The organism is Pedobacter sp. (genome assembly GCF_031119335.1).
GTDB lineage: Bacteria > Bacteroidota > Bacteroidia > Sphingobacteriales > Sphingobacteriaceae > Pedobacter.
Genome location: NZ_JAVHXT010000025.1, coordinates 16120 through 36751 on the forward strand (window position 1 = coordinate 16120; position 20632 = coordinate 36751).

A 20632-nucleotide genomic window follows, 5' to 3' on the forward strand; every position below is an offset into this window, starting at 1 on the left:
GTTTAAAAAACTTCGTAAGTCTATGGAGTGTTACTCTACTATAAAAGTACCTTTCATTAAGGCAGAGTGTCCAGCGAACGAACATAAAAATTCGTATGAACCTTTAGCGGGAGCAGTAAATTCGATGGTATCGCTTTCGCCACCACCAATTAATTTGGTATGTGCAATTACCTCTTTTTCACTACCTGCCGGGATATAGTCTGTGCCCGAAGCAGCAATAGCTTTACCAGCAAAATCTGCTAAAACAACACCTTGCGCCAACAATACGAAATTATGTCCCATCGCTGTTTTCGCCATTTTACCAGTGTGAGTTAAAGTCAATTTCACCGTTTGTCCTTCTTTCACTTTAATTTCCGATAGGTCAAACTTCATATCATCACCTGCATTAAGCGTAATTACAGCTTCATTCGCATTCGCTTCTGGTGCTGCAGATGTCGTTTCTTCTACTGGAGGTGTTACCGTTTCTTCAGTTTGTTTTTCACTGTTTGTACAACTTGCAATTGTAAAAACTGCACCAGCTAATAAATAGATTACTTTTTTCATTTTGTTATTTGTTATTTGTGATTAGTTTTTTAACTATTAAAGGAGTTCTTGGCCCTGTAAAGACGGCAGCGGTTTAGGAGCACAGACGGTGTCACATTGAGCTTGTCGAAATGTTTCTGCACAAGGCTTCGACAAGCTCAGCCTGACAAGAGCACCATAGCCGTTTGCCTTCATTCTTATTGATTTATTTAAATTATCAAACTGTCGCAATACGATTTGCTCCACTATTTTTTGCTTCCATTGCGATAGCCCTAGGGAACATAATGTTGTTTTCTAGATGGATGTGCAAATGCAAATCTTCCTCAAACTCTTGTAAAAGCGCAAGCGTTACACGGTAAGTATTACAAGCATCCTCTGATGGTGTATAGTTGTCTGTCAACTCTGCAATTCTTCTAAAGCGCTCACCTTCTGCAGTATGTTCGTGCATCATCATGTTAATCGGATTTTGAACAGTTCCAAATGGAGCAGCAACCGTATCGCCAGCAGCCATCTTTCTCACAAATGGAAATAAAATCTGTTCCTCTTTTTGCATGTGTGCAGTTAGTTCTTCTACACAGCCTCTAAATAAATCCTGTACTTCTAACAGTTCTGGATGCCTGCCACCATGTACACTTGCCACCTTATTTAAAAACGGTACAATCTCTACAATCTTTTCCTGCACATACCTGTGATGTTTCTTTTCTACATAATCTGCCAATAAATCTAAAGGCCAAGAATTATAGTCTGCCACCGGATTGTTAGTCTTTGTGGTCACTTCTTCTAAATCTCCTATTACTAAAGCCGGGTCAATCGATTTTTTAGCGCAAGCTTCTGCTATAGTTCTATTTCCAGCGCAACAAAAATCTATTCCTTGTTTTTTAAATACTGATGCAGTGCGGTAGTCCTTTGCTACCAAATCGCCTACAATGGTTTGTTCTTTAATGTTCATCGTACTCTATTTAAATTATTAATACATTTAAGGATATAAATACCTTTTTATCTTTTATTACTATAAAAAATTATCGTTTTAAAAAGGTTAAACTTTGTTCTAATTCTTCAGAAAGCTCACCCATTTTTGCATTTTCCAACATCAATTTCATCTCCCCTCTTATTTTTTTAAATTGATTATGAATTGGGCAAGGATGATCTTCTGAACACTCTTTTAACCCCAAGCCACAACCCGTAAAAATCTTATCGCCATCAATGACCTTCACTACGTCTGCCAAAGATCTTTTTAATGAATATTGATCGTGGTAAAATCCTCCAGTTGGTCCTTTGGCAGATTGGACCAGACCTCTCCTACTTAGATCTTGCAAAATCTTTGCGATGAAATGCTCAGGAGAATCAATTCCCTGCGCTATTTCCTTTATACCTACCCTACTGCCGTCTTTAGACCTATGGGCGATATAAATCATTGCTCTAATAGCGTACTCGCAAGTTTTTGAAAACATGGTTAATTCTTTTACACAACAAAGTAAATGTATTTCCAAATAAAAGACAAAAATATCTTTTATTAAATTATCTGCTGAACGTAATTTAAAACAACATATAGGTTTTAAATGATTTTTGTACATCACCATTAAAACTTTTAAACTACTTCATACCAAGCTGATATCCGCATCGTTAAATGTCTGTTATCAACAGATGTTAATTTCTTATGTTGATAGCTAATTGCATTAATTCTATTTTAGTACCAACCCAATCTGAAACTAACGCACACACAAGTTTCGGCTGGAATTTGTTTAGAGTAATGCTGCGAGGCTACTTAAAAGAGAATATACACAAATGAAGAAAAAATATTTATTGGTTCCCCTATTTGTCGCCAGTGGTTATGGATTTGGCTATGCTCAAATTAGTCCTTTGGTGAAGTTAAACCAAAATTACCAAAGTGGCCTGGAGCTGCTAGAAAATGAGAAATATGTTGCCGCGGCACAACAGTTTAAAATGGTTGAACAGTTTAGAAATAAACCCAGCACGCAACAATTAAGCAATGCCGAACTCACTACACTTAAAGAAAATGCGAAGTTTTATGCAGCCGTTTGTGCTATAGAATTGGGCAACGACGATTCAGAAGCGCTTTTCCAAGAGTTTATTAGAGAATATCCTTTAAACCCAAATACAAAACTAGCTTACTTCTATATGGGTAAGGCTTATTTTGGGCAGAAAAACTATACCAAGGCACTAGAATGGTTTAACCAGGCAGATCCTACTTCATTATCGGGCAAACAACGTTTAGAATATCAGTTTAAACAAGGATATGCCTATTTTGAGCAGAACGATGTTGATAAAGCAGAACCATTATTTGAGGCGGTTAAAAAAGAAGATTCGCCATTTAAGGAAAGTGCTACTTACTACTTTGCCTACATCAACTATCTAAATAAGGAATATAAAACTGCTTTAGCCAACTTCGAAAAATTAAAAGGTTCGCCAACTTACGAAGCCAGTTATCCTTATTATATTACTTCGATGTATTATTTGGACGAGCGTTACGATGATGTGATTGACTACGCTGTCCCGATGATGGAAAAAACCAAGCAAAAATATGAAGCAGAAATGCTGAGCTTGGTGGCTGCTTCCTACTTCTCAAAATCGGAGTTTAAAAATGCGGAAAAGTATTTTGCTGCCTACTACGAAAAAGACAAGAACCAAGTAAAAAACAACCTTTTTGTATATCAGTATGGTTATTCGCTTTTCCAAAATGGGAAAAACAAAGAAGCAGTTAGCGTACTAGAAAAGTTAAACACAGACGATGTTTATTTGCAGAACGGTATGTTCACTTTAGGTAAAGCGGCTTTAAAACTGAACCTAAAAGAAAAAGCTAGAAGTGCGTTTTTCAGGGCATCTAGATTAGATTTCGATAAGAACTTACAGGAAGAAGCCTGGATTAGCTATGCGAAACTTAGCTATGAACTGGAGTTTAACCAACAAGCCTTAGAGGCAACTCAAAACTTCCTGAAAACTTTCCCTAACTCTAGAAGAATTAACGAAGCTAAAACTTTGCTTGGCGAAATTTTATTGACCAGCAAAAACTATCAAGCTGCAATTGATATTTTAGAACCAATTCCAAATAAAACTCCAGAAGCCAAAGCTGCCTATCAAAAAGTAACTTACTTCCGCGGACTGGAGTTTTACAACGAAAGAGCGTTTCCTAATGCCTTATCAATGTTTCTTCGCTCAGAAAACTTTAAGGAAGACAAAGAAATTTATGCATTGAGCACCTATTGGAGAGCCGAAGCTGCTTACGAGTTGCGTAAATATGGCGAAGCTGTGAGCACCTTCGAGAAATTCTTAGCAATGGAAGAAGCGAAACAAACCGATGTTTACAACTTCGCAAATTATGCTTTGGGCTACGCCGCTTTTGAAGATGAAAAATACGCAAAAGCCGCCAACTACTTTGAACGTTTTTTAAGAGGTGCCGACAAAGACGCTAAAACAGTAAATGATGCTGTGATACGTTTGGCAGATTCTTACTTTGTAAACAAAAACTATGGCGATGCTTTAGTGTACTACAATCGCATTATCGCTAACAAGCAAACAGGAGAAGATTATGCACTTTTCCAACGTGGAATGATACAAGGCCTGCAAAAACAAGACGATGCCAAAATTTCGACGATGCAAAGCTTGTTGAAACAATTCCCTAATTCGAATTATGCAGATGATGCCGGTTTCGAAACTGCTTATACTTATTTCAACAAAGGCGATCACGAGAAATCTAAAACAGATTTAGTTGGCTTAATTGCAAAATATCCTCGAAGCAGTTATGTGCCGAAAGCTTTGTTAACCATCGGTTTGGTTCAGTACAATCAAGATCAAGATGAATTGGCTCTGGAGTCATTCAAGAAAGTAATTAGAGATTACCCAAGTACACCAGAAGCAAAACAATCGTTAGAATCTATCAAAAATATCTATGTAGATCGTGGCGATGCTACAGGTTTCATCAGCTATGCTGCAACTACTCCATTGGGCAATTACTCGTTAAGCGAACAGGACAACATCATGTTCCAATCGGCACACAACATTTATTTACGTGGCGATGCCAAAGGTGCTTATGAAGCGATCAACGCATATTTAGATAAATTTCCTAAACCAATTCATGATAAGGAAGCTAAATTTATCAGAGCAGAATCTTTGGTGAAATTGGGGCGTTCGGCAGAAGCGATCCAAGATTACGATTACATTTTGAACGACTGGACCAGCGAATACACCGAGCGTTCTTTGATGAGTGTTTCTAAGGTATTAATGCAAGAAAAGAAATACAATGAAGCTGTAGTTTATTTGAAAAGGTTAGAAACTACTGCAGATTACAAAGCTCATCATAGTTATGCCATCAATAATTTGATTAAAGCTTACAATGAATTGAACATGCCAGATGATATGTTAAAGTATGCTGAAATGATCAAAACATCTGACAAAGCATCGGAAGAAGAGAAAAACAGCTCTGATTTATACGCAGGTAAAGCTTTCTTATTAAAAGCAGATACCACATCGGCAGTAAAAGCATTTAATAATGTTGTTGCCAAAACAAAAACTTTAGCTGCTGCAGAGGCCAAATACAACCTAGCATTTTTACAATATGCCAAAGGCGATTACAAGACATCGCAAAAAACTTGTTTCGATTTAATTAACAATATGCCTTCTTACGATTATTGGGTGGCAAAATCTTTCATCCTTTTAGCTGATAATTATTTGGCTTTAAAAGATAAGATGCAAGCGAAAAGCACCTTGCTAAGTATCATCGACAACTATGAAGGAAACGACGATATTGTACCTACGGCAAAAGAGAAATTGGCAAAAATCAACTAGAAAACACACAATGACACTACATAAAACAACATATTTAACGCTTGCCTTAGTTTTTGGTGCAACTTATTTAAGTGCACAGGAAGTGAAACCACCAGAGAAAACTGAAAAAACGGTTAGTGAAGAAATTGAAATTGTTCGCCCTTACAAACCAGTTTTGGCAGAGGCGGTTAAATTGAGAAGAAGTCCTGATCTGGATAACATCAAAACATACAAAGCCAAATTCAATTATCAAATTACAGATAGAAAGCTTGAGCTGAACACCGACATCCAGAAGTTGCAGGCACAAAAAGTTGCTGATGAACGTAAAACAGAACTACTTAACAATTACGCAAAAGGCGGATTTGGCAACTTAGGAACATTTTTGGCAGAAGCTTATGTGGGAATGGGCCAAGATCCGGCTTTGCAGGCAGGTGCTTTCTTTAGGCATTTTGGGCAATCGGGCAAGTTGAACAAACAAGATGAAAACCGCCAGCAGTTAAGTGTTTTTGCTCGTAGCATTGGCGATAGAGCTACCTTAAACGGAAAGTTAAATTACCAAAGACACGGCTTGTACTTTTACGGTATTAACGAAAACGACTTGAGCTTAAACCCAAATCCTGAAAGACAAGTGCTTAACTTCTTTGAGGTGGAAGGCGAAGCAATAAGCAAATTTAGTCCAGATCCAGATGCTTTAAGCTATGCAGCAAAAGTGAATGGTTATTTGTTTAACGACAGATTTAGTGCAAAAGAAAATTCGTTAACATTAACTGGTTACTTGAACAAACGTATTAGAACTTTCAACTTAGGTTTGGCTGCTTCGGCTGAATTAGGAAGCACTAAAGATAGAAACACAAGTGTTTCAAACAATTTGCTGAGGGTAAATCCTTACATTAAAATACAAGCTGGTGGGGTAAAAATTATTGCTGGCGCTAACATTGCGCAAGAATTTGGAACCAGTACTAGCACTCGAATTTTTCCAGCTGTAACTGCAGATTTTACACTGATAGAAGATTTTCTACAAGTATTTGGTGAAGTTAAGGGGGATGTAAATAGAAATACTTTAAAGGATTTAACGGATGAAAATCCTTTCTTGAACAATAACATCTTCATCAAAAACAGCGTAGAAAAACTAAGTATCAGTGGTGGTATTAAAGGAACTGGAGGACCAGGTTTCGGTTACAAAGCTCGTTTCTACAGCAAGCAAATTACCGATATGCCTTTGTTCGTTAACAACTTTGCATCGTTTAATAAATTTGATGTAATTTACGATTTCGGAACTACGAAAATTATCGGTCTAGAAGGTGAGCTAAGTGTTCAAGTTAGCGATAACTTAAAGTGGACCGGTAAATTGAACATGGAAGAATACGATGCAGGCGCTGAAAGAGAAAGCTATTTCAAACCACAAATGCGTTTAAGTTCTAACTTTATGTACGTATTTAATAAGAAATTTACTTTCGATGCATCTGTGGCCATACAAGACGATAGCAAAGCCAAAGTATTTTCAGTTAATCCATTAAACCCGGATGGTACTTATCCAGCTACACCAGATTTTGCTAACGAAACCGTAGTAACTGTGAAAGGCTTTGTAGATTTAGGTTTAGGTGCTAATTATAAAATTAACAACAAATTTTCTGCTTTTGCCAAAGCAAACAATATTTTAAACACCAATTACAGCAGATTTTTATATTATCGTCTAAATGGATTTAATATCTTTGGCGGTTTAACCTATTCTTTTTAAAAGGTTAGATTTTATAATTTTACCAAATGGATATATTACAATACCTGATAGAGCTTTTAAAAACCCGTAAGCAAATTGGAATTGAAGGCTTAGGTACTTTATATAAGAAGAAAACCCCAGGAAGGTACGATGCAGAAACACATTCGTTTTTGCCTCCTAGCTACACATTAGAATTTACGCCTGATGTACTGGAGCAAACCAATCTGGCTCAATATATCCAAAATAAAAGGGGCATTTCCGAAGATTCTGCCAAGTATTTCATCAGTCAATTTGTTAGCGAAATATATAATGGTTTACAGCAAGGCGAATACACCCTAGAAAATTTAGGCATATTAAATAAGGTAAACGATCAATTAAGTTTTACACCCAGCCAAAATATCAATACTGGGTTCGACTTTTTTGCGCTACCGCCTGTAACTGCAGAGTTACCGAAAGTTGATACATCTGTACAAGGAAAGATAGAAACTCCCGACCAACAACAAGAAGTAGCGGAGGAGCCTCAAATTGAGCAAGTACAAGTTCCAGAATTTGAGCAGGAAGTTAGTAGAGTTAATCAATCTGTTGAAGAAGAAGTTACGGTTGAAGAAGAACATTCTGAGAGAGTAGTTGAGGAAGAAGTTTCGGAGAACAAGGAAGTTGAAAGCCAGCCCGAAACTGCTGAAGAGGAAGTTTTTGAAGAAATCACAGAAGTTAGCGTAGCTGATACTAACGAGGAACTATTAGATCATACCTCAGAAAATGACCAAGAGGAAAGCCAACCAGAAGCTATTGCTGAAAATGAAGCTACCGATGAAGAAGTTTTCGAGGAAATTTCGGAAGTAACTCAAGAGACTACCAGCGTTGAGGCTAAACCTGAACAGCGAAAAGAGCAAAACGATACTTGGGATTTTGATGGAGAAAACGTGGTTTCTGAAGAAGATGTTCAGGAGCCAGAAAAAAGTGAAGAAGAAACAGTTGAACATGAAGAGTCTCCTAACAAAGCTGCTGAAGATTTCACCCTAACTTCTACCACACACGATTGGAGTTTCGACAGTGTACGAAATGAAAAGATCAAGGAAGAGCATATTTTAGAGAACGAATTTGATCAGCATGAGTTAGCAAACGACTCAGAAGAGGAAAGGAAAATGCCTTTCTATCAAAAGCTGTTAATTGGTTTGGCAATTCTTTTAACAGTTTTAGCCATAGCCTACGTAGCAAAACCAGAACTGTTTGAAGATTTTAGCAGAAACACCACAAATCCAGATCAGAAAATTGCAGTGCCAATTGAGCGCAGCAACCTAAAAACTCAGCAAGACTCTTTAGATTTTGCAGATAGCATTATGGAAACCGCGGAAAAGGTTGGCTTAGATGTAAAACCTGCAAAAGATACTTTAAAGGTGACTACTACTAAAACCGAAGCAAAACCAGCCATCACCTACGACATTATTGCAGCTGCATTTGCAAAGCAATCTGAGGTAGACGAGTACATCAACTATATGAAAAGCAGAGGCTTTGACGCTAAAATAGCGAACATGCCTGGCAAAATTTATAAAAAAATCAGCATCGCTTCTTATAACAATATAGATTCTGCAGAAAAGAACGTTGTTAAATTTCGTAAGCAGCTTAAAAACACTAAAATCTACGTCCAAAAAATTAAAAACAACTAACACACAATGATATTATTACAGGCCAATTTACAAGACACCGCTCAAAATTTGATCGACACGGCACAAGCTGTTTCTACTACCGCAGTTAAAACGCAGGAACAAATCCACTTTATTGATTTACTTTTTAGAGGTGGTTGGGTAATGATCCCATTGGCACTTCTAGCCTTTTTGGCGTTGGTAATCTTTACCGAAAGGTACTTAACCGTGCGTAAGGCATCTAAAGACGATACCAATTTACTTTTTCAAATTAGACAGAACATCAAAGATGGCAGATTGGAAAATGCCATCGCTTTATGTAAAAATACGCCATCTCCTTTGGCTCGTATGTTAGAGAAAGGCTTAAAACGCATTGGCCGCCCAATTAAAGATATAGAAGGTGCTATTGAAAATACTGGTAAGCTCGAAGTAGCAAAACTGGAGAAAAACATCGGCATATTGGGTATTATTGCTGGTATTGCGCCAATGCTTGGTTTTGTGGGTACTATTATCGGTGTAATTACGATTTTCCAACGTGTAGCTGCAGAAGGAGCTATCGAAATCGGTACCATTTCCGACGGTCTTTACACCAAAATGATTACATCGGCAACTGGTTTAATTATCGGTATTATGGCTTATGTACTTTACCACATTCTAAATATGATGGTAGAGAAAATCATCCTTAAAATGGAAACCGAAGCAATTGATTTTATCGATCTATTAGAAGAACCAGGGAAATAATGAATTTAAAAAACAGAAAAAAGGGTCATGTAGAGGTGCATACAGCAGCTTTAAACGACATCATGTTTTTCTTGATGCTGTTTTTCCTCTTAGCTTCTGCTGTGGTAAATCCGCAAGTAGTAAAGTTGTTATTGCCTCGCTCCTCTTCTGGTCAGCAGGCTAATAACCAAAAATCTATCACAGTAAGTATCGATGAAAATTTGAATTACTTTGTAGACAAAAAACCTGTTTCGTTAGAAGCAATGGAAAGTCAAATCCAAAGTCAAATTCAACAAGATACTGACCTAACTATTGTATTGTATGTAGCAAGAGGCGTTTCTATAGAAAATACGATGAAGGTGTTTGACGTAGCTAATAAATTGAAATTGAAAGTTGTTCTGGCTGTAGAACAGAAAAAGTAAACATGGCACAAAACCATCAAGAAGAAAATAATTATCCAAAAGCATTAGCCATTTCTACCGGCCTAATGGGCGCTTTTATTGCGCTGAGTTTTTTATGGATAATTGGGCAGTTTGAACCTAACGAAGAGTTGGGAATGGGTGGAATGGTGGTAAATTATGGCACTTCTGTTGAAGGTATGGGTACCGATTATACCAGTGTTGAAGAACCTTCGATGGCTCCAGATGCCAACAATAAACGGCCAGACCAGATTACCCCAGATCCTACTACAAAAAGCACGCAGTCGCAACTGAGTGATAAAAACTTAACCACACAAGACAGCGAAGATGCGGTAAGTGTAAATACCAAAGAAACCAAAAGTAATGCTAACCCGAGCGCTACTCAGGATAATAAAGTAGAGCAACCTGCGGTAAATCCGAATGCACTTTACAAGGGAAAAAAGAATAACGCAACTGGCGGCGGCGATGGTACAGGTAGCACCCCCGGCAACCAAGGCGATCCAGATGGTGACCCTTTAGCACCTTTTTATGGAGATGGCGGTTCAGGGTTTGGAAATAAACCACTGCCGCTGAGCAACTTCAGAAATTTAGTAAAACCGGAAGATGATGGCCAAGAAACTGGTACTATCATGGTGAAAATTGAAGTAAATAAATCCGGAAGAATTGTAAGAGCAACAGCGGGTGCACGAGGAAGTACTTTCAAGAATAACGCCTTAGAAGATAAATGCGAAAGAGCAATGCTAAATGCATCCTTAAATCCAATCACCAAAGGTCCAGATATTCGTATTTTTTATGTTCCTTTTAAGTTTTTAGTGAAATAGCATTTAAGAGATACACTTCACAGATATCCATACACTATCTTATGGCTTTAGTTAGGATTATTATTTTAGTTGTATTCAGTAGCTTTTGTAATATCATACTTGCGCAAAGTGTTATTTCTGGAAAAATAACTGACCACGAAACTGGTGAGATCATTATAGGTGCAAACGTTTATATCAATAACACAACCATAGGAAGTCCATCCAATAAAGATGGGCAATTTTCTATCTCGAATGTCCCTATTGGTAAGCAAGAGTTAGTAATAAGTTTTGTTGGCTATGAAACCATTTCTTATTCCTTCTCCTCTACTCAGTTACCGTTAAAAATCGACTTTAAACTCAAACCAAACTCGAAACAGCTCAATGAAATTGTGATAAAAGGCGGATACAAAGTTGTCTCCAATGATCCTTATTATTGGAATACATTTTTGAGAACTTTCATCGGAAAAACGCCTTTTTCAGACCGTTGCGTAATAAAAAACAGAGAGGATATTGAACTGCGATTGTATGAACGAAAAGGAGAAGTACCAGTATTAAATGCGGTTGCTAAAAATCCAATTATTATTGTAAACCAAGCACTGGGATACGTGATAACATACGATCTGCAATTTTACGAAGCGAAAGGTTTCAATAGAAAGTTCTTTGGAAAAGCCTATTTCAAAGAATTAGAACATAAGCAACTTTCCAACTCAAAAATTAAGTTGAGAGAAGCAGCCTATTATGGTTCGATCACACATTTTTTAAGATCTCTCTTTCATAATACTTTAGAAATAGAAGGTTTTGAAATAAACAGTATTTTACGTGATTTAAATCCTGATAAAAAAAGGTATCTGAAACTATTAGATAGTGAAAAAATAGGTGACAATAAGCTAAGAAACTTCATAATAAATAAAGACAACAGCCTATTCGGAGATTCTAGTTCACATATTAGGGCTGTGATCTTAAAGCCAGACACCGATATCATATCAAAAGATATTGTTAGGGCAGAAAGCTTAAAATCCACAGATAAAAATGGGCAGGTAATCTTGTCTTCTAAAGACTCATTATTTTCTGTAATCTATAAGAAGCCTTTAGCCAATGTAATTGATCGCTTCAGTAGAAATTTTCGGACGAAAGATGGTTACGTAAAATCAGTTTTCAAACTAAAATCAGATGTGGCTTACGTTGTTAATCCAACAGTTAATAGTGTAAATGCTGGAATTGGGCTTGAAGGTTTTTTCTCAGATTTCTATAATCTATCTACAATGCTGCCTGAAAATTTTGAACCAAGAAAGCCAAAAAACTAGCTCATATTGCATATAAAATGACCTATCAAAAAACACTTGACTTCTTATATAGCAAATTACCAATGTTTACCCGCGTTGGTGCATCTGCGTTTAAGAAAGATTTACACAATACAGTTGCACTCTGCAACGCTTTAGGCAATCCTCAAAATAAATACAAAACCATACATATCGGTGGTACCAATGGCAAGGGCTCAACATCGCACATGTTGGCTGCTATTTTACAAAAAGCAGGGTACAAAACTGGCTTGTACACTTCTCCTCACCTCAAAGATTTTAGAGAACGCATCCGTGTAAACGGTAAAATGGTTGCTAAAAAATTTGTGATAGATTTCGTTAGACAACAAGAACAGTTAATCAGCGAAATAGAACCATCATTCTTTGAAGTAACCGTTGGAATGGCTTTTTCTTACTTTGAACAAGCGCAAGTAGACGTTGCAGTTATCGAAGTGGGCCTGGGCGGCAGACTAGATTCTACCAATATCATTCTACCCGATCTATCCGTAATTACCAATATCAGCCTAGATCACACCAATATGTTAGGCAATACCTTTGGCGAAATTGCATTCGAGAAAGCAGGTATCATTAAACAAAATACACCTATAGTTATTGGAGAACGTCATCCAGAAACCGATCCCGTTTTTATCAAAAAGGCAAAGGAACAAAATGCCAATTTAGTTTTTGCAGAAGATGAATTGAGCGCAAATCATATTTCTAAATTAGCAAATACTTTAAAGTTAGATATCCTTCAAAAAGATCAGGTTTTATTAAAAGGGTTACAATTAGATTTAACCGGGACCTATCAGCTTAAAAACATCTTAACGGTGATAGACGCTGTAAAAGAATTGAGGAAAATTGGTTATCAAATACCTGATGAAGCCATTTATCAGGCCTTAAAAAACGTAAAAAAGCTGACTGGTTTACAAGGCAGATGGCAAACGCTATCTAAAAAACCATTGATAATTTGTGATACCGGACACAACAAAGCTGGCATTAGCGAAGTCATCCAAAACATTAGCCAAACGCCACATCAAAATCTACACATGGTAATCGGGATGGTGAAGGATAAGGATATCAGTGCTGTGTTAGCTTTACTTCCGAAAAATGCCGCTTATTATTTCTGTCAACCACATTTAGAAAGAGCGTTGCAGGTAAACGAATTAGCAGACCAAGCAAGTAACTTCCAACTTAAAGGGAAAACCTTTGCCACGGTTGAAGAAGCGCTTGCAGCCGCAAAAAATCAAGCTAATGATGATGATTTGATTTTTGTAGGCGGAAGTACCTTTGTTGTTGCCGAAATTATATAGAATATTTACAATAGCACCTTATTATCTTAACATCCATTTAATACCTTTACAAAAACATATCAAACACATAATGAAAGTTAGATTTTTATGCCTCTCATTAGCAATTTTATTCGCTAATAACGTAGATGCTCAAAAAGCGAAAAAAAGTAATACTCCGTCGCCTGCTTATCCTCAAACTATAGCACGGCCAAAATTAGTAGTTGGCATGGTAGTAGATCAAATGCGTTGGGATTATCTTTATCGCTTTTACAATCGTTACGGACAAGGAGGTTTCAAACGTCTAATCAACGAAGGTTTTTCTGCTGAAAACACACTAATACCTTATACACCAACCCTAACAGCTTGCGGTCACTCTGCTATTTACACAGGTACAGTGCCAGCCATTAATGGTATAATCGGGAACAACTGGTTCGATCCTCAACTGGGAAGAGATGTTTATTGTGTAGAAGATAAAAGCGTAAGTACCGTGGGCAGTAGCAGTAAAGCAGGCTTAATGTCGCCTAAAAATCTATTGGTAACCACCGTAACAGATGAGTTAAGGATGGCAACCAATTTCAGAAGTAAGGTTATTAGTGTTTCTCTTAAAGATAGAGGTGCAGTGCTTCCCGGTGGGCATACATCAAACGGTTCTTATTGGTACGATGGTTCTACGGGCAGTTTTATCACCAGCACGCACTACATGCAGCAATTACCAAGTTGGGTAAATGAATTCAATGCCAGAAAACTACCAAACAAGTATTTTGCAGAAGATTGGAACACTTTATATCCAATTGCAACTTATATAGAAAGCACAGCTGATGATAAACCTTACGAACGTTTGTTTAAAGATGAAAAAGCTTCAGTTTTCCCACATTTATTTAAACAGTACGCTAACAAGAACTACTCAATGATGACCAGCATGCCTCAAGGTAACACATTTACCCTAGAGTTTGCTAAAGCTGCCATACCAGCAGAAAAATTAGGCTTGTCTGGAAATACAGATTTCTTGGCCGTAAGTTTATCATCAACGGATTACGTAGGTCACCAGTTTGGTCCAAATTCTATTGAATTAGAAGATACTTATTTAAGATTAGATAAAGATTTAGAAGACTTCTTTAACTATTTGGATAAAACTATCGGCAAAGGAAATTATCTATTTTTCTTAACTGCAGATCACGGTGTAACTCATGTGCCAGGTTTTTCGAAAGAAAATAAACTGCCAGCTGGAGGTTTAACACCAAGAAAATATAAAAATGAACTTGATAGCTTAATCTTAAAAGAATTTAAAGTTAAAGATGCCATTTTCACGTTAATGAATAATCAATTGATTTTTGATACTGATGCAATTAGAGCGGCAAATGCAGATTACAGCAAAATCAAACAATTCAGTATCGATTATTTAGTAAAACAAGAAGGTGTTTTAAACGCTGTCGACGTGAAAAATTTGGGTAACGCAAGTTTGCCTCACGATTTAAAAATGAAAATTACGAATGGTTTCAATGCACGCAGAAGTGGAGATGTCTACATTATTTTAGATGCCGGCTGGTACCCTACTTTAAATCCCGGAACTGGCCACGCAGCGTGGAACCCTTATGATAGTCATATTCCAAACGTATTTATGGGTTGGGGAGTTAAACCAGGTAAAACCAACAAAGAATATTACATGACTGATATTGCTCCAACGGTGTCGGCTTTGTTACGTATTCAACAGCCTAGTGGCGCAATTGGAAAGGTAATTACCGAACTCATGAAGTAGCTTTGCAAAATCAATAAAAAATCCTCAATTCTAAAAGCAGAATTGAGGATTTTCTATTTAACAACCTTTTTTTATATCATTTTAACAATAACACAACGCTATTTTTACTTTTCAATTTTATCTTTTGCAGTACCAAAATATTACCTTTGAGATACTAACCAAAATTACATTTAACTAGTTTCCTTTTAGGAAATCTATTCTATATGGATAAAATCGAAATATATAAACCTAATCATAAAATACGCTTTGTAACTGCTGCTGCATTGTTTGATGGCCATGATGCTACAATAAACATTATGCGCAGGATTTTGCAATCAAGTGGTGCCGAGGTGATCCATCTTGGTCATAACCGTTCGGTAGACGAAGTAGTAAATTGTGCTATACAAGAGGATGTTCAGGGTATCGCAATGACCTCCTATCAAGGTGGGCACATCGAATACTTCAAATACATGTACGATTTGCTACAAGAACGTGGTGCAGGTCATATCAAGATTTTCGCTGGCGGTGGCGGCGTAATTTTACCAGATGAAATAAAGGAATTAGAGAAATATGGCATTTCGAAAATCTATTCTCCAGATGATGGAAGAAAGATGGGCTTACAGGGAATGATCAATGATATGCTTGAAAAAACTGATTTCATCACTAAGGAAACCATCACAGATGAATTAGACAAGATCCCTTCAAAAGATATTAAAGCCATTGCCAGCGCCATTTCAATCGCCGAAAATAATTTGGAGGTTTTCCATAAAGCTTTTGCTAGTATATCCTCCCCTTCCGAAAGATTGGGAGGCGCTGTCATTTTAGGAATTACAGGTACAGGTGGCGCAGGTAAATCTTCATTAGTAGATGAGTTAGTTAGACGATTTCTAATTGAAGTTAAAGATAAAAGCATTGCCATTATTTCAGTAGATCCTTCGAAAAGAAAGACTGGTGGCGCACTACTTGGCGATAGAATTAGAATGAATGCAATTAATAACCCTAGGGTCTATATGCGTTCGCTAGCTACTCGTCAGGCAAACTTAGCCCTTTCCAAAAATGTTCAAGAAAGCATTGATATCTGCAAAGCTGCCGGTTTTGATTTAGTGATTGTAGAAACTTCTGGTATCGGACAATCAGATACAGAAATTACAGAACACTGTGATGTTTCACTATATGTGATGACGCCAGAATTTGGTGCAGCAACCCAATTAGAAAAAATCGACATGCTAGACTTTGCTGATCTAGTTGCAATTAACAAATTTGATAAAAGGGGTGCTTTAGATGCACTACGTGATGTAAGAAAACAATACAAACGTAATCATCATATTTTCGACGCGAAAGACGAAGATATACCAGTTTACGGAACTATGGCATCTCAGTTCAATGATCCTGGAATGAATAACCTGTTTGTTGCTTTGATTAATCAAATCCAAGAAAAAACTGGAGTAGATTTCGCTGCTAAAATGGAGATGACCTCTAGCCAATCTGAGAAAATTTACATCATTCCGCCAGAAAGAACTCGGTATCTATCTGAAATTGCCGAAGCCAGCGAACAATATAATGAATGGGTAGATAAACAAGTTCGCATCGCCCGAAAAGTGTATCAGCTTGAAGGTTCAATAAAGTCATTTAAGGAAGAGCAAGGAAAAGTCCTTTCATTTGGAGAGGATTTAGTTGAGGCTCTAGAAAAGCTACGTAAGCATTACGAAGAGCAACTTGATGGCGAATGCAGAAGATTATTGCGTGAATGGCCTGATACCAAACATCAATACCAACAAGAAAACTTTATTTACAAAGTACGCGACAAGGAAATCAAACAACCCTTGTTTTACGAGTCCCTTTCTAAGTTAAAAATTCCCAAAGTTGCTTTACCTAGGTACGAAGATTGGGGAGATATTTTGAAATGGCTACTAACTGAAAACCTACCTGGAGAATTTCCGTATGCCGCTGGCGTGTTTCCTTTAAAACGTGATGGCGAAGATCCTACACGTATGTTCGCTGGCGAAGGTGGGCCAGAGCGAACCAATAAAAGATTTCATTACGTATCTTTAGGTCAGCCAGCACATCGCTTGTCTACCGCTTTCGACTCGGTGACTTTGTACGGCGAAGATCCACATTTACGTCCTGATATTTACGGTAAAATTGGTAATTCCGGTGTGAGTATTGCCACTTTAGATGATGCAAAGAAACTCTATTCAGGCTTTGATCTTTGCGCTGCAAGTACTTCAGTATCTATGACCATTAATGGCCCCGCTCCTATGCTTTTAGGTTTTTTCATGAACGCCGCCATAGATCAACAATGTGAAAAATATATCATAGAAAATGGCTTACAACAAGAGGTTGATGATAAAATCAATAAAATTTACAAAACAAAAGGCATTGTAAGACCAAGTTACAACGGGACATTGCCTCAGGGTAACAACGGACTAGGTTTAATGCTTCTAGGCGTAACTGGCGATCAGGTTTTATCCCAAGATATTTATCAAAATATTAAAGCAAAAGCGATAAGTTCAGTTCGTGGTACAGTGCAAGCAGATATTTTAAAGGAAGATCAGGCTCAAAATACCTGCATTTTCTCTACAGAATTTGCGCTGAGAATGATGGGCGATATCCAACAATACTTCATCACAGAGAAAGTTCGAAATTTCTATTCAGTTTCTATTTCTGGTTATCATATTGCTGAAGCTGGTGCAAATCCGATCTCACAGTTAGCATTTACTTTAAGTAACGGATTTACATTCGTAGAGTATTATTTAAGCAGAGGAATGCACATCGACGACTTTGCACCGAACTTATCTTTCTTTTTCAGTAACGGAATTGATCCTGAATATGCGGTGATAGGCCGAGTTGCACGTAGAATATGGGCAAAAGCGATTAAAAATAAATACAAAGGAAATGATAGATCGCAAAAATTGAAATATCATATCCAAACTTCTGGTCGTTCATTACATGCACAAGAGATTGATTTTAATGACATTAGAACAACCTTACAAGCACTTTACGCCATTTATGATAATTGTAATTCGTTACACACCAATGCTTACGATGAAGCCATTACAACCCCTACAGAAGAATCCGTTCGCAGAGCGATGGCTATTCAACTCATCATTAACAGAGAACTAGGGCTAGCTAAAAATGAAAATCCTTTGCAGGGAGCTTTTATTATTGAAGAACTAACTGATTTAGTAGAAGAAGCTGTATTGGCAGAGTTTAAACGAATAAATGACCGCGGCGGTGTTTTAGGAGCCATGGAAACCATGTATCAACGTGGAAAAATTCAAGAGGAAAGCCTTTACTACGAGACACTAAAACATACCGGAGAATTTCCTATAGTTGGCGTAAATACCTTCTTGAACAAGAATGGTTCCCCTACTATTGTGCCAGGTGAAGTTATTCGCGCCACTGAAGATGAAAAGCAATACCAGATAGCGACATTAGAAGCATTCCAAAAAAGAAACGAAGATCAATCAGCAGAAGCCTTAAAAAATCTACAAAGAGCTGCTATTGCTGGAGAAAACATATTCGAAAAACTGATGGAGGTTTGCAAAATTTGTTCGCTAGGCCAAATCAGCAATGCCTTATATGAGGTTGGAGGGCAATATAGACGTAATATGTAATATGAAGCTATAGGTTTTAAAAAATATATACTGATGAAAAAATACATTGCGCTTTTGCTTTTATCTTTGACGGTAAATGCGCTTATAGCTCAAGAGAAACCATATATCATTGTTTTAGGCGTAGCTCAAGATGGAGGATATCCTCACTTGGGTTGCAAAAAAGTATGCTGTACAAAAGCTTGGTCCAATCCAAAACTTCGCAAAAATGTAACCGCTTTGGCTGTAGTTAATCCTTCATCTAAAAAATGGTGGTTATTAGAAGCAACTCCCGATATTAAATTTCAATTGCAAGATTTCCAAAAAATAACCAATAACCAATACCCATACTTACCCGAAGGAGTGTTTCTTACACATGCCCACATGGGACATTATACAGGATTAGCACAATTTGGCAGAGAAGTAATGAATACTAAACAACTAAATGTTTACGTAATGCCAAAATTCAAAAGGTTCTTAGAAAGTAATGGTCCTTGGAGCCAATTGGTAAATTTAAAAAATATCAATCTGATAGAGCTTAGCGATAATAAGGCAATAGATTTAGACAATATAAAATTTAGTTCATTAAAAGTCCCACACCGCGATGAATACTCTGAAACCGTTGGGTTCAAAATCGATTTAAATCATAAAAATGTATTATTCATACCAGATATTGACAAATGGAGTAAATGGAACAAAAGCATAATAGAAGAAGTTAAAAAAGTGGATTATGCTTTTTTAGATGCTACCTTTTTTGACAATAAGGAATTAAACAATAGGCCAATAGCTGAAGTTCCACATCCTTTTGTTGCCGAAACAATTCAATTATTTGAAAATGAAAGTAAAGCTATCAAAGAGAAAATACATTTTATCCACTTTAATCATACAAACCCAATAATGTGGCAACCAAAAATTAAAAATAATATACTTCGACAGAATTTTAATATAGCACAACAAGGAAAAACTTATCAATAACAATAAAGCCACGATTTCTCGTGGCTTTATTGTTATTGATTTATGCTAAAATCCATTTAAACTTATAATCCATTGATGGGTTTTTCATTCGTTCTGCTACCCTCAGTAAACGATCAGGAAGCTTCATAATATAATCCCTAGCTTTCTCACCAGCTTCATTTAATTCTTTTACGCTGTCAATATTCCACTCTACAATTAATTGTTTCAAAATATCTACATAATCAACTGCAGTATAAACCCCCAAACGTTGTGCTGCATCTGTAAAATGACCAAAAACTTGCCCAATTGGCAAACCTACTTCTCTTAAAAAATGAGCAGGCATTACAATCTTCTTTTTCATCATATCCTCAAATGCAAGCATTGCTTCATTCGCATCAACTTTGAAAATCTGTTTGATAAAATCCTTATAGGCTTTTGCGTGTCTAGCTTCATCAGATGCAATCACACCACACATCTTAGATAGTAAAGTATCACCATCTTTCTTCGCCAAAGAAGCTACACGTCTATGTGAAACATTTGTAGCCATTTCTTGAAACGAGGTATAGATAAAATTCCTATAAGGATCGTGACCAGTACCTATATCGAAACCATCGGCAATCAAATACTGTGTAGACATTTCCATTTGACGCATATCTACGCGACCAGATAAATATAGATACTTATTCAGTAAATCGCCGTGTCTATTTTCTTCAGCTGTCCAATGACGGTTCCATTTCATCCAACCACCTTCTTCGTCTCTGCTTACGCCATCCACCATAGCCAACCATGATTCGTATGTAGGCAGAGCTTCTTCCGTAATCGTATCACCAATTAAAACGGCAACCAAATCATACGATAATTCACTTGCACTTTGTTGTAGATCTTTTACTTTATTGAAGAAATCTTCTTTGCTAGCATCTGGCAAAAAATCTGAAGGCTGCCAAATTTCATCAATAGGCTTTAGATATTCAGGCATCATCTCAAGCATATATTTTTCAATATGCTGCATTACTTCCCTTCTCTTTTCAACAAAAAAACTCATTTATGTGTATATATGATTTATGAACAGCAAAGATAACCAAATTATATGGCATAGAGCAATTTAATGATTTAATTAGGGAATATTAGCTATAAAATATGACGAAAATCAACTTCCGCTA

At 36.9% G+C, this 20632-nt stretch carries 15 protein-coding genes; 11 read left to right on the top strand and 4 right to left on the bottom strand.

Annotation, left to right across the window (positions count from 1 at the left end; all coding sequences use genetic code 11):
- Window positions 1–30: 30 nt before the first annotated feature.
- From azu to REI64_RS18090, 3 genes are all read right to left on the bottom strand, one after another.
- Window positions 31–543: an azurin gene (gene azu / locus REI64_RS18080; RefSeq protein ID WP_308851557.1), complete on the bottom strand. Its 513-nt coding sequence runs from the start codon at window positions 541–543 to the stop codon at window positions 31–33.
- Between the two features lie 196 nt (window positions 544–739).
- The gene (gene ric / locus REI64_RS18085; protein ID WP_308851558.1) at window positions 740–1471 is read right to left on the bottom strand and encodes an iron-sulfur cluster repair di-iron protein; all 732 of its coding nucleotides are present in this window, start codon (window positions 1469–1471) and stop codon (window positions 740–742) included.
- 70 nt (window positions 1472–1541) lie between these two features.
- On the bottom strand, window positions 1542–2096 hold the full coding sequence (locus REI64_RS18090) for an Rrf2 family transcriptional regulator (protein ID WP_308851559.1): 555 nt from the start codon (window positions 2094–2096) through the stop codon (window positions 1542–1544).
- A gap of 211 nt (window positions 2097–2307) precedes the next feature.
- Between REI64_RS18090 and REI64_RS18095 the strand changes: the two genes are divergently transcribed.
- The 11 genes from REI64_RS18095 (at window position 2308) to REI64_RS18145 (ending at window position 19493) form a co-directional block, all read left to right on the top strand.
- Window positions 2308–5325: a tetratricopeptide repeat protein gene (locus tag REI64_RS18095; protein ID WP_308851560.1), complete on the top strand. Its 3018-nt coding sequence runs from the start codon at window positions 2308–2310 to the stop codon at window positions 5323–5325.
- 10 nt (window positions 5326–5335) lie between these two features.
- Window positions 5336–7042, top strand: a complete 1707-nt coding sequence (locus REI64_RS18100; RefSeq protein WP_308851561.1) for a hypothetical protein — start codon at window positions 5336–5338, stop codon at window positions 7040–7042.
- Between the two features lie 26 nt (window positions 7043–7068).
- Window positions 7069–8688 (top strand): hypothetical protein, encoded by a 1620-nt coding sequence (locus tag REI64_RS18105; RefSeq protein WP_308851562.1) that lies wholly within the window; start codon window positions 7069–7071, stop codon window positions 8686–8688.
- Between the two features lie 6 nt (window positions 8689–8694).
- Window positions 8695–9405, top strand: coding sequence for a MotA/TolQ/ExbB proton channel family protein (locus tag REI64_RS18110; RefSeq protein ID WP_308851563.1), 711 nt, complete (start codon window positions 8695–8697; stop codon window positions 9403–9405).
- On the top strand, window positions 9405–9806 hold the full coding sequence (locus REI64_RS18115; protein ID WP_267759847.1) for a biopolymer transporter ExbD: 402 nt from the start codon (window positions 9405–9407) through the stop codon (window positions 9804–9806). The genes REI64_RS18110 and REI64_RS18115 overlap by 1 nt, the downstream gene beginning before the upstream one ends.
- Window positions 9807–9808: 2 nt before the next feature.
- Window positions 9809–10624, top strand: a complete 816-nt coding sequence (locus REI64_RS18120; protein WP_308851564.1) for an energy transducer TonB — start codon at window positions 9809–9811, stop codon at window positions 10622–10624.
- 41 nt (window positions 10625–10665) lie between these two features.
- On the top strand, window positions 10666–11907 hold the full coding sequence (locus REI64_RS18125) for a carboxypeptidase-like regulatory domain-containing protein (protein ID WP_308851565.1): 1242 nt from the start codon (window positions 10666–10668) through the stop codon (window positions 11905–11907).
- A 17-nt stretch (window positions 11908–11924) separates the two neighbouring features.
- Complete coding sequence (locus REI64_RS18130) at window positions 11925–13211, top strand: folylpolyglutamate synthase/dihydrofolate synthase family protein (protein ID WP_308851566.1); 1287 nt, start codon at window positions 11925–11927, stop codon at window positions 13209–13211.
- A gap of 70 nt (window positions 13212–13281) precedes the next feature.
- Window positions 13282–14946, top strand: a complete 1665-nt coding sequence (gene pafA, locus REI64_RS18135; protein ID WP_308851567.1) for an alkaline phosphatase PafA — start codon at window positions 13282–13284, stop codon at window positions 14944–14946.
- 203 nt (window positions 14947–15149) lie between these two features.
- Complete coding sequence (locus REI64_RS18140) at window positions 15150–18542, top strand: methylmalonyl-CoA mutase family protein (RefSeq protein ID WP_308851568.1); 3393 nt, start codon at window positions 15150–15152, stop codon at window positions 18540–18542.
- A gap of 33 nt (window positions 18543–18575) precedes the next feature.
- Window positions 18576–19493: an MBL fold metallo-hydrolase gene (locus tag REI64_RS18145; RefSeq protein ID WP_308851569.1), complete on the top strand. Its 918-nt coding sequence runs from the start codon at window positions 18576–18578 to the stop codon at window positions 19491–19493.
- Window positions 19494–19533: 40 nt separating this feature from the next.
- On the opposite strand, the gene REI64_RS18150 is transcribed toward REI64_RS18145, so the two are convergent.
- On the bottom strand, window positions 19534–20514 hold the full coding sequence (locus REI64_RS18150; protein ID WP_308851570.1) for an acyl-ACP desaturase: 981 nt from the start codon (window positions 20512–20514) through the stop codon (window positions 19534–19536).
- Window positions 20515–20632 lie beyond the last annotated feature (118 nt).

Coding starts and splice junctions, on each gene's coding strand:
- azu (WP_308851557.1), bottom strand. CDS start 543: ATGAAAAAAGTAATCTATTTATTAGCTGGTGCAGTTTTTACAATTGCA.
- ric (WP_308851558.1), bottom strand. CDS start 1,471: ATGAACATTAAAGAACAAACCATTGTAGGCGATTTGGTAGCAAAGGAC.
- REI64_RS18090 (WP_308851559.1), bottom strand. CDS start 2,096: ATGTACAAAAATCATTTAAAACCTATATGTTGTTTTAAATTACGTTCA.
- REI64_RS18095 (WP_308851560.1), top strand. CDS start 2,308: ATGAAGAAAAAATATTTATTGGTTCCCCTATTTGTCGCCAGTGGTTAT.
- REI64_RS18100 (WP_308851561.1), top strand. CDS start 5,336: ATGACACTACATAAAACAACATATTTAACGCTTGCCTTAGTTTTTGGT.
- REI64_RS18105 (WP_308851562.1), top strand. CDS start 7,069: ATGGATATATTACAATACCTGATAGAGCTTTTAAAAACCCGTAAGCAA.
- REI64_RS18110 (WP_308851563.1), top strand. CDS start 8,695: ATGATATTATTACAGGCCAATTTACAAGACACCGCTCAAAATTTGATC.
- REI64_RS18115 (WP_267759847.1), top strand. CDS start 9,405: ATGAATTTAAAAAACAGAAAAAAGGGTCATGTAGAGGTGCATACAGCA.
- REI64_RS18120 (WP_308851564.1), top strand. CDS start 9,809: ATGGCACAAAACCATCAAGAAGAAAATAATTATCCAAAAGCATTAGCC.
- REI64_RS18125 (WP_308851565.1), top strand. CDS start 10,666: ATGGCTTTAGTTAGGATTATTATTTTAGTTGTATTCAGTAGCTTTTGT.
- REI64_RS18130 (WP_308851566.1), top strand. CDS start 11,925: ATGACCTATCAAAAAACACTTGACTTCTTATATAGCAAATTACCAATG.
- pafA (WP_308851567.1), top strand. CDS start 13,282: ATGAAAGTTAGATTTTTATGCCTCTCATTAGCAATTTTATTCGCTAAT.
- REI64_RS18140 (WP_308851568.1), top strand. CDS start 15,150: ATGGATAAAATCGAAATATATAAACCTAATCATAAAATACGCTTTGTA.
- REI64_RS18145 (WP_308851569.1), top strand. CDS start 18,576: ATGAAAAAATACATTGCGCTTTTGCTTTTATCTTTGACGGTAAATGCG.
- REI64_RS18150 (WP_308851570.1), bottom strand. CDS start 20,514: ATGAGTTTTTTTGTTGAAAAGAGAAGGGAAGTAATGCAGCATATTGAA.